General features: G+C 57.3%; 11 protein-coding genes and 1 tRNA gene. All 12 read left to right on the forward strand.

Annotated elements, in window-relative coordinates; genetic code table 11:
* The coding region (locus AC1DV6_RS15835) for an EF-Tu C-terminal domain-related protein (RefSeq protein ID WP_477979079.1) at positions 1 to 181 on the forward strand (181 nt) is incomplete at its 5' end.
* A 9-nt stretch (positions 182 to 190) separates the two neighbouring features.
* Positions 191 to 266, forward strand: a tRNA-Trp gene (locus AC1DV6_RS15840).
* Between the two features lie 101 nt (positions 267 to 367).
* On the forward strand, positions 368 to 751 hold the full coding sequence (gene secE, locus AC1DV6_RS15845) for a preprotein translocase subunit SecE (protein ID WP_477979081.1): 384 nt from the start codon (positions 368 to 370) through the stop codon (positions 749 to 751).
* A complete protein-coding gene (nusG, locus tag AC1DV6_RS15850) occupies positions 751 to 1353 on the forward strand; it encodes a transcription termination/antitermination protein NusG (RefSeq protein WP_477979083.1) in 603 nt (200 codons plus the stop codon). Before secE ends, nusG begins: the two co-directional genes overlap by 1 nt.
* A gap of 138 nt (positions 1354 to 1491) precedes the next feature.
* Positions 1492 to 1923, forward strand: a complete 432-nt coding sequence (gene rplK, locus AC1DV6_RS15855) for a 50S ribosomal protein L11 (RefSeq protein ID WP_477979085.1) — start codon at positions 1492 to 1494, stop codon at positions 1921 to 1923.
* Positions 1924 to 2619: a 50S ribosomal protein L1 gene (gene rplA, locus AC1DV6_RS15860; RefSeq protein WP_477979087.1), complete on the forward strand. Its 696-nt coding sequence runs from the start codon at positions 1924 to 1926 to the stop codon at positions 2617 to 2619.
* A 234-nt stretch (positions 2620 to 2853) separates the two neighbouring features.
* On the forward strand, positions 2854 to 3384 hold the full coding sequence (rplJ, locus tag AC1DV6_RS15865; RefSeq protein ID WP_477979089.1) for a 50S ribosomal protein L10: 531 nt from the start codon (positions 2854 to 2856) through the stop codon (positions 3382 to 3384).
* A gap of 42 nt (positions 3385 to 3426) precedes the next feature.
* Positions 3427 to 3798, forward strand: coding sequence for a 50S ribosomal protein L7/L12 (gene rplL, locus AC1DV6_RS15870; RefSeq protein WP_477979091.1), 372 nt, complete (start codon positions 3427 to 3429; stop codon positions 3796 to 3798).
* A gap of 329 nt (positions 3799 to 4127) precedes the next feature.
* Positions 4128 to 8240 carry a DNA-directed RNA polymerase subunit beta gene (gene rpoB / locus AC1DV6_RS15875; RefSeq protein WP_477979093.1) on the forward strand — a complete coding sequence of 1371 codons (4113 nt, stop codon included), beginning with the start codon at positions 4128 to 4130 and terminating at the stop codon, positions 8238 to 8240.
* Positions 8241 to 8259: 19 nt separating this feature from the next.
* Positions 8260 to 12483, forward strand: coding sequence for a DNA-directed RNA polymerase subunit beta' (gene rpoC, locus AC1DV6_RS15880; RefSeq protein ID WP_477979095.1), 4224 nt, complete (start codon positions 8260 to 8262; stop codon positions 12481 to 12483).
* A 100-nt stretch (positions 12484 to 12583) separates the two neighbouring features.
* Positions 12584 to 13141: a LemA family protein gene (locus tag AC1DV6_RS15885; RefSeq protein WP_477979097.1), complete on the forward strand. Its 558-nt coding sequence runs from the start codon at positions 12584 to 12586 to the stop codon at positions 13139 to 13141.
* Positions 13138 to 14463 (forward strand): 16S rRNA (cytosine(967)-C(5))-methyltransferase RsmB, encoded by a 1326-nt coding sequence (rsmB, locus tag AC1DV6_RS15890; protein ID WP_477979099.1) that lies wholly within the window; start codon positions 13138 to 13140, stop codon positions 14461 to 14463. Before AC1DV6_RS15885 ends, rsmB begins: the two co-directional genes overlap by 4 nt.
* Positions 14464 to 14498 lie beyond the last annotated feature (35 nt).

Below are 14498 nucleotides of genomic sequence, written 5' to 3' on the forward strand. Positions count from 1 at the left end.
ACCGGACGTGACCGGTGCGATCGAGTTGCCAGAAGGCAAGGAAATGGTCATGCCTGGTGACAACGTGTCGATCACTGTGAAGCTGATCAACCCCATCGCCATGGAAGAAGGCCTGCGCTTCGCGATCCGCGAAGGCGGTCGTACTGTCGGCGCCGGTGTCGTTGCCAAGATCATTGCCTAAGGAATTCATAGGGGTATAGCTCAATTGGCAGAGCGTCGGTCTCCAAAACCGAAGGTTGTAGGTTCGATTCCTACTGCCCCTGCCACCAGGCTGGTAAGAAATTAGGTGGCTCAAAAGCCCGCTGCAGTGCAGCGGGCTTAGGCGTCTTAAGGGTGCCTCGATTTGGGCCAAGGAAAACGAGAAAATATGTCCACGACACAAGTAGAAACAGTCAATACCACTGCGGACAAGGTCAAGCTGGCCTTGGCTGCTGCATTGGTGGTGGCTGCATTGGCGGCCTTCTACCTTTTGGGTAAGCAAGGGGTTGCTGTTCAGTGGGCAAGCCTGGTTGCGGGTCTGGTGGCTGCGGCGGTCGTGTTCTTCATGTCCGAGTCGGGTCGCCAGTTGGTGGCCTTTGGCCGTGATGCTTGGCGCGAAGTGCGCAAAGTCGTCTGGCCTGAGCGCAAAGAAGCGATTCAGATTACCGCATATGTATTTGGCTTTGTGCTGATCATGGCGGTATTCCTGTGGGCGACCGACAAGACGCTGGAATGGCTGTTTTACGATTTGATTCTGGGATGGAAAAAATAATGACTGACGTGACCGAAGTCCTCCCTTCCGCAGAATTGCCGGACGCAGCGGCTGCAGCTCCCAAGAATCCGGACCTGCGCTGGTATGTCGTGCATGCCTATTCCGGCATGGAAAAGGCCGTTGAGCGCAACATCATCGAGCGCATTGCGCGCTCGGGTATGGAAAACAAGTTCGGCCGCATCCTGGTGCCGATGGAAGAGGTGGTTGAGGTCAAGAATGGCCAAAAGAAGACCACAGAGCGCAAGTTTTTCCCCGGCTACGTGCTGGTGGAAATGATCATGGACGACGACACTTGGCATTTGGTCAAGCACACCAACAAGGTGACGGGTTTTGTGGGCGGTGCAAAGAACCGCCCAGCCCCGATCTCTGAAGCTGAGGTGATGAAGATCGTCAACCAGATGCAGGAAGGCACCGAGAAGCCGCGCCACAAGATTGAATTTGTGGTGGGCGAGTATGTGCGCGTCAAGGAAGGCCCGTTCACCGACTTCAATGGCTCGGTGGAAGACGTCAACTACGAAAAGAGCAAGGTGCGCGTGTCGGTAACGATCTTTGGTCGTTCTACGCCGGTTGAATTGGAGTTTTCTCAGATCGAGAAGACCTAAGGTTTGCTGGCCAGCGATGGCCGGTTTTGCATTTGCGTTATCCGACTCGGCGCGAATGAATTTAGAGAGTCGTTAACCCCGGGGAGCCGAGGTCTGAGTTGTTCAGCACCAAGGCGTTATTACCCGTAAGGAGAAATCATGGCGAAGAAAATCGTTGGTTTCATCAAGCTGCAAGTTCCAGCTGGTAAAGCCAATCCATCCCCACCGATCGGCCCAGCACTGGGTCAGCGCGGTTTGAACATCATGGAATTCTGCAAGGCATTCAATGCGCAGACCCAAGGTGTTGAACCTGGCCTGCCGTTGCCTGTGGTGATCACTGCTTTTGCGGACAAGAGCTTCACCTTCATCATCAAGACCCCGCCTGCGACGGTTTTGATCAAGAAGGCCATCAAGCTGGACAAGGGTTCTGCCCGTCCGCACGTGGACAAGGTCGGCAAGATCACTCGCGCTCAGCTCGAAGAGATCGCCAAGACCAAGATGAAAGATATGAACGCCGCCGATCTGGACGCTGCAGTGCGCACGATCGCCGGTTCTGCCCGCTCCATGGGCGTGACTGTGGAGGGCGTGTAAATGTCCAAGCTCACTAAAAAACAAAAGACCCAAGTCGGCAAGATTGACAGCAACAAGCTGTACCCCCTGGGCGATGCGCTCGGTCTGGTCAAAGAATTTGCCAACGCCAAGTTCGACGAATCCATCGATGTAGCTGTTCAGCTCGGCATCGACGCGAAGAAGTCGGACCAAGTGGTGCGCGGCGCTGTCGTTCTGCCTAACGGCACCGGCAAGACCAAGCGCGTGGCTGTGTTCGCCCAAGGCGCCAAGGCTGAAGAAGCCAAAGCCGCTGGTGCAGACGTGGTCGGTATGGACGACCTGGCTGCCATGGTCAAGGCTGGCGACATGCCTTTTGATGTGGTGATTGCTGCTCCAGATGCCATGCGTATCGTTGGTACCCTGGGTCAAATCCTGGGCCCACGTGGTCTGATGCCTAACCCCAAGGTTGGCACCGTGACTCCGGACGTGGCTACTGCCGTGAAGAATGCCAAGGCCGGTCAAGTGCAGTTCCGCGTTGACAAAGCCGGTATCGTGCACAGCACCATCGGCCGTCGCTCGTTCGAATCGGACAAGCTGCAAGGCAATCTGGCTGCACTGGTGGACGCTTTGAACAAAGCCAAGCCTGCTTCCAGCAAGGGTGTGTATCTGAAGAAAGTCGCTGTTTCGTCGACCATGGGTGTAGGTGTCCGCGTGGACCTGCAAACCATCTCGGCGTAATCGCAAAAAATTTGAGCCAGCCGAAAGGCCGGCTCAATGTGGTGGGCTGTGCAGGTTGAAAGACTTGTCCAGGCCATCCAAGACCGTTGGTGTGCAGGTAACTGCACTTAATAGTTAAGCCAACGCAGATGGCGATCCCGCTGCAGATGGAATGAGAGTTCTGTTAACAGTTGGTCGCTGCAATGTGGAGCGTGATGTGGCCCAGGCTGCAAAGCGCATTTAAAGGAGTAGACCTTGAGTCTTAATCGCAGTGAGAAAGAAGCGGTCATCAGTGATGTGACCGGCCTCGCCGCTAAAGCTCAAACGCTCGTGATCGCGGAATACCGCGGCATCACGGTCGCTGACATGACCAAACTGCGCAACAACGCGCGCAGCGCTGGTGTGAGCCTGAGTGTGTTGAAAAACACCCTGGCCCGCCGTGCTGTTGCCGGTAGCGGTTTTGAAGTCGTGGCCGACCAGATGACCGGTCCCCTGATCTATGGCTTTTCTGTCGACGCCGTGGCTGCCGCGAAAGTGGTTGCCGAGTTCGCGAAAACCAACGACAAGTTGGTGATCCGTGCTGGTGCGTACGGTGGCAAGGCCCTGGACGTGAACGGCGTGAAACAATTGGCAAGCATCCCTTCCAAGGAAGTGTTGTTGGCGCAATTGTTGGGCTTGATGCAATCCCCCATTACCCGTACAGCACGCGTGTTGTCGGCGTTGGCGGAGAAAAAAGGCGCTGGCGCAGCAGTAGAAGCTGCCCCCGCAGAGGCTGTCGCGGCGTAATTGCCCGACAACCGTAGTAACCAAACTTGTTAGGAAATCAAAATGGCATTCGATAAAGACGCATTTTTGACCGCGCTGGACAGCATGACGGTCATGGAACTCAACGACCTGGTGAAAGCCATCGAAGAGAAATTTGGTGTAAGTGCTGCCGCTATGGCCGGCCCAGCTGCCGCTGCTGGCCCAGCTGCTGCTGTTGAAGAGAAGACCGAGTTCAACGTCGTTCTGACTGACGCTGGCGCCAACAAGGTGTCCGTCATCAAGGCCGTGCGCGAAATCACTGGTCTGGGCTTGAAAGAAGCCAAGGACCTGGTAGATGGCGCTCCCAAGGCTGTCAAGGAAGGCATCGCCAAGGCTGACGCTGAAGCTGCTCTGAAGAAGCTGGTGGAAGCCGGCGCCAAGGCTGAACTGAAGTAATTCGGTTTTTGCATGCGGGCTGGAGGTTCCGAAAAGGGCCTCCAGCCTTTGCTGCTTGTGAATAGTGCAATTAGTGCGCACTAAAAAGACGGCTTGGACCGTTTTTCCCGGAGACCGAGAGGTCGACGGAAAAGGATCCCAAGACCAAAGGCGTCTTTTTAGTGTCTTCTGATTCCGACTGCAGAAGATGCCTTGGTACGGGTTGTGTGCAATGCACAACCGTCCGCCAGTGATTGGTAGTGGCCAATCGCCAAGCCTGTTGAGAGTGGAGCTCAACATGACAGTCGCCTAGGACCCCCAGGATTCCTCAGTCTTTGCCCGGAGATCTAATGGCTTACACATACACAGAACGCAAGCGCATTCGCAAAAATTTCGGCAGTCGCGACAGCGTGCTCGAAATCCCTTACCTGCTTCAGATGCAAAAAGATGCGTACACCGCATTCCTGCAAGCTGATGTAGGCCCCAAAAAACGCACGGTAGAAGGTCTGCAAGCTGCTTTTGAAGCGGCTTTCCCCATCGTTTCGCACAACGGTTTCGTCGAGATGAAGTACCTGGAGTACAACCTTGCCAAGCCCGCGTTTGATGTGCGTGAGTGCCAGACCCGTGGTCTGACTTATGCGTCTGCTGTGCGTGCCAAAGTTCAGCTGATCATCTATGACCGCGAATCCTCCACTTCACAAAACAAGGTCGTCAAGGAAGTCAAAGAGCAAGAGGTCTACATGGGCGAAGTGCCCCTGATGACCAACAAGGGCTCGTTCATCATCAACGGTACTGAGCGCGTGATCGTGTCTCAGTTGCACCGTTCGCCGGGCGTGTTCTTTGAACACGACAAGGGCAAGACCCACAGCTCAGGCAAGTTGTTGTTCTCCGCGCGCATCATTCCTTACCGCGGCTCCTGGCTCGATTTTGAGTTCGACCCGAAGGACCTGCTGTATTTCCGCGTTGACCGCCGCCGCAAGATGCCGGTCACGATTCTGTTGCGCGCCATTGGCCTGAACAACGAATCCATCCTGGCAAACTTCTTCGTCAACGACAACTTCCGCTTGATGGACAGCGGCGCGCAAATGGAGTTCGTCTCCGAGCGTCTGCGCGGCGAAGTAGCCCGTTTTGACATTACCGACAAGAGCGGCAAGGTGGTCGTGGCCAAGGACAAGCGCGTTACCGCGCGCCACACCCGCGAACTGGAAACATCCGGTACCACTCACATCAGCGTGCCCGAGGACTTCCTGATCGGTCGTATCGTTGCACGCAACGTGATCGACGCAGACACGGGCGAGATCGTCGCCAAGGCCAATGAAGAGCTGACAGAGTTGCTGCTCAAGAAGTTGCGCACTGCGGGTATTCAGGAACTGGCTTGCATTTACACCAACGAGTTGGATCAAGGTGCCTACATCTCGCAAACCCTGCGTACCGATGAGACCGCTGACGAATTCGCTGCCCGTGTAGCCATCTACCGCATGATGCGTCCCGGCGAGCCGCCAACAGAAGATGCCGTGCAAGCACTGTTCCAGCGCCTGTTCTACAACCCCGACACCTACGATCTGTCGCGCGTCGGTCGCATGAAGTTCAACGCCAAGATGGGCCGCTCGGAATCGACCGGTCCCATGGTGCTGACCAATGAAGACATCCTGGCTGTCGTCAAGATCCTTGTGGATCTGCGCAATGGCCAAGGCGAAGTCGATGACATCGACCACTTGGGTAACCGTCGCGTGCGTTGCGTGGGCGAACTGGCAGAAAACCAGTACCGCACTGGTTTGGCCCGTATCGAAAAGGCCGTGAAGGAACGTCTGGGTCAGGCTGAGCAAGAGCCCCTGATGCCGCATGACCTGATCAACAGCAAGCCAATCTCGGCCGCACTGAAGGAATTCTTTGGTGCGTCGCAGTTGTCCCAGTTCATGGACCAGACCAATCCGCTGGCTGAAATCACCCACAAGCGCCGTGTATCGGCCCTTGGCCCGGGCGGTTTGACCCGCGAACGCGCCGGCTTCGAAGTGCGCGACGTGCACGTGACCCATTACGGTCGTGTGTGCCCGATTGAAACGCCCGAAGGCCCGAACATCGGCCTGATCAACTCGCTGGCGCTGTACGCCCGCCTGAACGAATACGGTTTTATTGAAACTCCGTACCGTCGTGTGGTGGATGGCAAGGTCACGATGGATATCGACTATCTGTCTGCGATCGAAGAAGGCAAGTACGTGATTGCCCAGGCCAATGCGGCACTGGACAAGGACGGCAAGCTGACTGGCGATTTGGTCTCCGCCCGTGAAAAGGGTGAGTCCATTCTGGTTGGCGCCGAGCGCGTTCAGTACATGGACGTGTCGCCCGCGCAGATCGTTTCGGTGGCGGCATCGCTGGTTCCTTTCCTGGAACACGATGATGCGAACCGCGCATTGATGGGTGCCAACATGTCACGCCAGGCCGTGCCCGTGTTGCGTCCGGAAAAGCCCATGGTGGGTACCGGTATCGAGCGCGTTGCTGCGATTGACTCTGGCACCGTGGTGACTGCCACCCGTGGCGGTCTCGTGGACTATGTTGATGCGACCCGTATCGTGGTTCGTGTGAATGACAACGAAGCCGTGGCCGGTGAAGTCGGTGTGGACATCTACAACCTGATCAAGTACCAGCGTTCCAACCAGAACACCAACATCCACCAGCGTCCTATCGTCAAGAAGGGCGACAAGCTGGCCAAGGGTGATGTGATCGCCGACGGCGCTTCTACCGATCTGGGTGAAATCGCGATTGGTCAGAACATGCTGATCGCCTTCATGCCATGGAACGGCTACAACTTCGAAGATTCGATTTTGATCAGCGAGCGGGTGGTGGCGGACGATCGCTACACCTCGATCCATATCGAAGAACTCGTCGTGATGGCACGTGACACCAAGCTGGGTGCAGAAGAAATCACCCGCGATATCCCGAATCTGTCCGAACAGCAACTGAACCGTCTGGACGAGTCCGGCATCATCTACGTCGGCGCTGAAGTTATGCCCGGCGACACGCTGGTGGGCAAGGTCACACCGAAGGGCGAGACCACGCTGACACCGGAAGAGAAGCTCTTGCGCGCAATTTTCGGCGAGAAGGCTTCCGATGTGAAGGACACCTCGCTGCGCGTAGACCAGGGCTCGCAAGGTACCGTTATCGACGTGCAAGTCTTCACCCGTGAAGGCATCACCCGTGACAAGCGTGCTCAGCAGATCATTGACGATGAGCTCAAGCGCTTCCGTCTGGATCTGAATGACCAGTTGCGCATCGTGGAAGCTGACGCGTTTGACCGTATCGAAAAGCTGTTGAATGGCAAGACTGCCAACGGTGGCCCGAACAAATTGCCCAAGGGCACCAAGATTGACAAGGCTTATCTCGCGTCGGTGGAGAAATTCCATTGGTTCGACGTTCGCCCGGCTGACGAAGAAGTCGCATCGCAACTGGAGTCCATCAAGAACTCCATCGAGCAACAGCGCCACAGCTTCGACCTGGCTTTTGAAGAAAAGCGCAAGAAGCTGACACAAGGCGACGAGTTGCCAGCAGGCGTGCTCAAGATGGTCAAGGTCTACATCGCGGTCAAGCGCCGCCTGCAGCCTGGTGACAAGATGGCCGGTCGCCACGGCAACAAGGGTGTGGTCTCCAAGATCACCCCGGTGGAAGACATGCCTTACATGGCCGACGGTACGCCCGTGGACATCGTGTTGAACCCCCTAGGCGTTCCTTCACGTATGAACATCGGACAGGTGCTGGAAGTGCATTTGGGCTGGGCCGGTAAGGGTCTGGGACAACGCATCGGTGACATGCTGCAACGCGAAGCCGCTGCGACAGAGATCCGTGGCTTCTTGGAACAGGTCTACAACGGCGCGGGCCGCAAGGAAGACCTGAAGCAACTGTCCGACGGCGAAATCAAGAACATGGCCCAAGAGCTGACCAACGGCGTGCCGTTTGCCAGCCCTGTGTTCGATGGCGCGACCGAGAAGGAAATCGGCGACATGCTGCAGTTGGCTTATCCGGATGATGTCGCGAAGGCCAAGGGCTTGACCGCAACCCGTACGCAGGCACAGCTGTATGACGGACGCTCTGGCGATGCCTTTGAGCGCACCACCACAGTGGGCTACATGCATTACCTGAAACTGCACCACTTGGTGGATGACAAGATGCACGCCCGTTCTACTGGACCGTACAGCCTGGTTACACAACAACCGCTGGGCGGCAAGGCCCAGTTCGGTGGTCAGCGCTTCGGTGAAATGGAAGTGTGGGCACTGGAGGCGTATGGCGCTTCCTACGTGCTGCAGGAAATGCTGACAGTCAAGTCCGATGACGTTCAAGGTCGTACCAAGGTGTACGAGAACATTGTCAAGGGCGAACACTCCATCGAAGCCGGTATGCCGGAATCGTTCAATGTGCTGGTCAAGGAAATCCGTTCCTTGGGCATCGACATCGAACTCGAACGTTCTTAATTGAAAGGGAAAGAGTCACATGAAATCTTTACTCGACCTGTTCAAGCAGTTCACCCCCGATGAGCATTTCGATGCCATCAAGATCGGCATGGCTTCTCCCGAGAAGATCCGTTCCTGGTCTTTTGGTGAAGTCAAAAAGCCTGAAACCATCAACTACCGCACGTTCAAGCCTGAGCGCGACGGCCTGTTCTGCGCCAAGATCTTCGGACCCATCAAGGACTACGAATGCCTGTGCGGCAAGTACAAGCGCCTGAAGCACCGCGGCGTGATCTGCGAGAAGTGCGGCGTTGAAGTCACACAGACCAAGGTTCGCCGTGAACGCATGGGCCACATCGACCTGGCGGCTCCTTGCGCGCACATCTGGTTCCTGAAATCCCTGCCAAGCCGTCTGGGCCTGGTGCTGGACATGACATTGCGCGATATCGAGCGCGTGTTGTACTTTGAAGCATACGTAGTGACCGATCCCGGCATGACTCCGCTGAAGAAGTTCAGCATCATGTCGGAAGACGACTTTGACGCCAAGTTCAAGGAATACGGCGACGAATTCACTGCCAAGATGGGCGCCGAAGGCATCAAGGATTTGCTGCAAAGCATCGACATCGAAGGTTCGATCGAGAAGCTGCGCAACGACCTGACCGGTTCCGAACTGAAGATCAAGAAAAACGCCAAGCGTTTGAAGGTTCTGGAAGCGTTCAAGAAATCCGGCATCAAGCCTGAGTGGATGGTGTTGGATGTGCTGCCCGTGTTGCCACCGGACCTGCGTCCGCTGGTGCCGTTGGACGGCGGCCGCTTTGCGACCTCCGATCTGAACGACTTGTATCGCCGCGTGATCAACCGCAACAGCCGTCTGCGCCGTTTGCTGGAATTGAAGGCACCGGAAATCATTGCACGCAATGAAAAGCGCATGTTGCAAGAAGCCGTGGACAGCTTGCTGGACAACGGTCGCCGCGGCAAGGCCATGACAGGCGCCAACAAGCGCGCGCTGAAGTCCTTGGCAGACATGATCAAGGGTAAATCGGGTCGTTTCCGCCAGAACTTGCTGGGCAAGCGCGTGGATTACTCCGGTCGTTCCGTGATTACCGTGGGCCCAACGCTCAAGCTGCACCAGTGCGGTTTGCCGAAACTGATGGCTTTGGAGTTGTTCAAGCCCTTCATCTTCGCGCGCCTGGAAGCCATGGGCATTGCGACCACCATCAAGGCGGCCAAGAAGGAAGTCGAATCTGGCACGCCCGTCGTGTGGGACATCTTGGAAGAGGTCATCAAAGAGCACCCCGTGATGCTGAACCGTGCGCCTACGCTGCACCGTTTGGGCATCCAGGCCTTTGAGCCCATCCTGATTGAAGGCAAGGCGATCCAGTTGCACCCACTCGTTTGCGCGGCCTTCAACGCCGACTTCGACGGTGACCAGATGGCCGTTCACGTGCCTTTGTCGGTGGAAGCGCAGATGGAAGCCCGCACTTTGATGCTGGCTTCCAACAACGTGCTGTTCCCCGCCAACGGTGAGCCTTCCATTGTTCCTTCGCAGGACGTGGTGCTGGGCCTGTACTACACCACCCGCGACCGTATCAACGGCAAGGGCGAAGGCCTGATTTTTGCCGATACCGGTGAAGTCCAGCGCGCTTTTGACGGTGGTGCAGTCGAGCTCAATGCGCGCATCAACGTGCGCTTGACCGAATGGACCAAAGACAAGACGACTGGAGAGTTTGTGCCTTCGACCAAGCTGTGGGAAACCACCGCTGGCCGTGCTCTGCTGTCTGAAATCCTGCCCAAGGGACTGCCTTTCTCCAACATCAACAAGGCGTTGAAGAAGAAGGAAATCTCCAAGCTGATCAACGTGTCTTTCCGCAAGTGCGGATTGAAAGAGACAGTGGTGTTTGCCGACAAGTTGTTGCAAGCGGGTTTCCGCCTGGCGACCCGCGCCGGTATCTCCATCTGTATCGATGACATGTTGGTGCCGCCAGAGAAGCACGACATCATTGCGCGTGCCCAGAAGGAAGTTAAAGAGATCGAACAACAGTATGTGTCCGGTCTGGTGACTTCCGGTGAGCGCTACAACAAGGTGGTCGACATTTGGGGCAAGTCGGGTGACGAAGTGTCCAAGGTAATGATGGCCAGGTTGTCCAAGGAAATGGTCGCCGACCGCCATGGCAAGCAAGTCCAGCAAGAGTCCTTCAACTCCATCTACATGATGGCTGACTCTGGCGCGCGCGGTTCTGCTGCGCAGATTCGCCAGGTGGCCGGTATGCGGGGTCTGATGGCCAAACCTGATGGCTCCATCATTGAGACGCCGATTACCGCCAACTTCCGCGAAGGTCTGAACGTGCTGGAGTACTTCATCTCCACCCACGGTGCCCGTAAGGGTCTGGCGGATACCGCGTTGAAGACAGCGAACTCCGGTTACTTGACGCGCCGTTTGGTCGACGTGACGCAGGATCTGGTGGTCACCGAGCAGGATTGCGGTACCCACAACGGCTACCTGATGCGTGCGATCGTCGAGGGTGGCGAAACCATCGAATCCTTGCGTGACCGCGTGTTGGGCCGCACTGCGGCAGAAGATGTGGTGCATCCGGAGAACCGCTCTGTGCTGGCAAGCGCCGGCACGATGCTGGACGAAGACCTGATCGACGAGCTGGAAATTGCAGGCGTTGATGAAGTCAAGGTGCGTACTGCGCTGACTTGCGAAACACGTTTCGGCATCTGCGCCAAGTGCTATGGACGCGATTTGGGCCGTGGCGGCCTGATCAACTTCGGCGAAGCTGTCGGTGTGATAGCTGCCCAGTCCATCGGTGAACCCGGTACCCAGTTGACGATGCGTACTTTCCACATTGGTGGTGCTGCATCGCGTGCTGCCATCGCCTCCAGCGTGGAAGCCAAGTCCAACGGTAGCATCGGCTTCAACGCCACCATGCGCTATGTGACCAACAGCAAGAAGGAGCTGGTCGTGATTGCCCGTTCTGGCGAAATCGTGATTCACGATGAGCACGGACGTGAGCGCGAGCGCCACAAGGTGCCGTACGGTGCAATCCTGACGGTCAAGGCGGATCAGGTTGTCAAGGCCGGTGCGATTCTGGCCAACTGGGATCCGTTGACCCGACCCATCATTACAGAGTTCGCTGGTAAAGCGCACTTTGAGAACGTGGAAGAAGGTCTGACGGTTGCCAAGCAGGTTGATGAAGTGACCGGTTTGTCCACATTGGTGGTGATCGATCCGAAGCGCCGTGGTGCTGCCAAAGTCGTGCGTCCGCAGGTCAAGCTGATCGACGCTTCCGGCAACGAAGTGAAGATCCCCGGAACCGATCACTCGGTGACGATTGGCTTCCCAGTCGGATCGCTGGTGCAAGTGCGTGACGGCATGGACGTGGGCCCTGGCGAAGTGCTGGCCCGTATCCCGATCGAAGGCCAGAAGACCCGAGACATTACCGGCGGTCTGCCGCGTGTGGCCGAGTTGTTCGAAGCCCGCTCACCCAAAGACAAGGGTGTGTTGGCCGAGAGCACCGGCACCATTTCCTTTGGTAAGGAAACCAAGGGCAAGGTTCGCTTGCAGATCACGGATCCCGAAGGCAAGGTTTGGGAAGAGCTTGTGCCCAAGGAAAAGAACATCCTGGTACACGAAGGCCAAGTGGTCAACAAGGGCGAGTCTGTAGTCGACGGCCCAGCCGATCCGCAGGACATCCTGCGTTTGCTGGGGTCCGAAGAATTGGCACGCTACATCGTGGACGAAGTCCAGGACGTGTACCGCTTGCAAGGCGTGAAGATCAACGACAAGCACATTGAAGTGATTGTTCGTCAGATGCTGCGCCGTGTGGTGGTCGAAGCGGCTGGTGACTCCAACTACATCAACGGTGAACAGGTCGAGCGTTCCGAGATGCTCAACACCAATGATGCGTTGCGCGGTGCGGGCAAGATCCCTGCAACGTTCACCAACCTGTTGCTGGGTATCACCAAGGCATCGCTGTCCACCGACAGTTTCATCTCCGCGGCTTCCTTCCAGGAAACCACCCGCGTGCTGACCGAAGCTGCCATCATGGGCAAGCGCGACGAATTGCGTGGACTGAAGGAAAACGTGATCGTCGGCCGTTTGATCCCCGCTGGTACTGGCTTGGCCTACCACGAAGCCCGTAAGGTGCGCGAAAGCATGGACGACGCCGAGCGCCGTGCCATCGCTGATGCAGAAGCACTGGAGTTGGCCGGTGGTGTCGAGGCCGCTGAGGCTGCAGCCGGCGAAGGCAGCCACGACGAGTAAATCGTTGATGGGCTGACCCAGGCGCCCCAGACCCGTTTAAAACCGGGTGTGGGGCGTTTTTATTCGTGGGTGCTCATACGCTGATCCGTCAAAATACTGCATGAATGCTTCATTGTTGCTTTGGCTGTTACTCGCAATCGCCGTCTTTTGGGCGATGGGTGTGTACAACCGGTTGATGCGCCTGCGCGCGCGTGGTTGGGATGCATTGGGCTCGGTGGACAAATGCATGACGCAGTTGCTGGACCTTGCATGCAAACGGTTTGGAGTGGCCGATGTGGCCGCAGCACGCGCCGCATCGCAGCAGGACGAGTCCATTCCGCCGGAATGGGCGGCGCTGGTGGAGTGTCTTGTGGTGCTGGATGAGGCCTTGCGCAAGGCGCGTGCGCAGCCGCTCAAGCCAGAGACCATGCTGGCGTTGGCCACGGCGGCCGATGGATTGCAGCGGGAATGGCTGCGACTCAATGAGGGGCCTGCGGATCTGGCGGGTGCGGCTGTGCCGGAAGATATGCGGGAAGCCTGGGATGCGATTGCGGACAAATGCAGAAGCGCCCGCAACGGCCTCAATCAGATATTGGTCAACTATGACGCTGCCATTGCACAGTTTCCCGCGCGCTTGCTGGCCGGCTTTATGGGCTTTGAATCCACGGGGCGTTTATGAATAGCACGGCACCTTTGATTCCGCTGTGGCGGCAATTGCAAGCGACAGCGCAAGTCATACAGGCGGTGAACCATGGCATGTCCGGCACGGCGGCCATCGATCAAGTGGCCCAAGATCTGCGCCCTGCGGTGCAGGCACTGGCTTTTCATGTCTGGCGCAACCTCGGGCGTGCCCGGGCATTGCGACGATTGCTCGCCAGCAAAGCGCCCCCACCTGCAGCGGACGCGCTGTTGTGCGTGGCACTGGCGCTTGCCTGGCGGGACTCCAATGCTCCGTATGAAGTCTTTACGCTCGTCAACCAAGCCGTGGAGGCGGCCAAACGAGATCAAGCCACCCGCAACCAGGGGGCTTTCATCAATGGGTGCCTGCGTCGTTTCTTGCGTGAGCGAGAGGATTTGGTAGCGGAGACCGATGCGGACCCACAGGCGCGATGGAACCATCCCTTGTGGTGGATTCAACGCCTGCAAAAAGAATATCCGGACCATTGGCAGCCCATGTTGGACGCTGCCAATGCGCAGGCGCCCATGGCATTGCGCGTCAATCAGCGCAAAAATAACCGCGATAGCTACTTGCAAGCACTAGTGGCCGCGGGTATTGCTGCGCGTCCGGGGATGCAGGGCGCGATCCTGCTGGACCGTGCCGTCGCGGTGCAGGCGTTGCCGGGGTTTGCCACTGGAGATGTCTCTGTGCAGGACACCGCTGCGCAAATGGCTGCGCCGTTGCTATTGCAGGGCCTCCAACTGGTTGCTGGCAGCAACATTCTGGACGCCTGCGCAGCGCCGGGCGGCAAGACGGGGCATTTACTGGAGCTCAGTGACGCAAAAGTCACTGCGCTGGATGTGGATGCGCAGCGGTGCTCCCGCATTGCGCAAAACCTGAGCCGTCTGGGACTGTCCGCCAACGTGGTGTGTGCGGACGCATCGCAGCCCGATAGCTGGTGGGATGGACAAACATTTGACGCCATCCTGCTGGATGCACCTTGTACGGCCTCGGGCATTGTGCGCCGTCATCCGGACGTACGCTGGCTGCGTAGGGAAACCGACATTACCCAGTTGGCGCAAGTACAACGCCGCATGCTGAAGGTGCTATGGGCGCTACTCAAGCCCGGCGGCCGCATGGTGTATTGCACATGCTCGGTGTTCAAGGCTGAAGGTGATGAGCAGATACAAACGTTTCTTGCGCACAACACCGATGCGCTATTGCTGCCTTCGCCCGGGCATTTAATGCCCCAAAATGGCGAGAATGCCGGTGACGTCCCGGACAATCAAACCCGTGACCACGATGGCTTCTTTTACGCACTGCTGGAAAAACGGATGGCCTGAAAGTGCCGTTCGGTGGGTCTTCGCGGCCCTGTTGT

Source organism: Rhodoferax sp. P2_H8_2, from assembly GCF_056403235.1.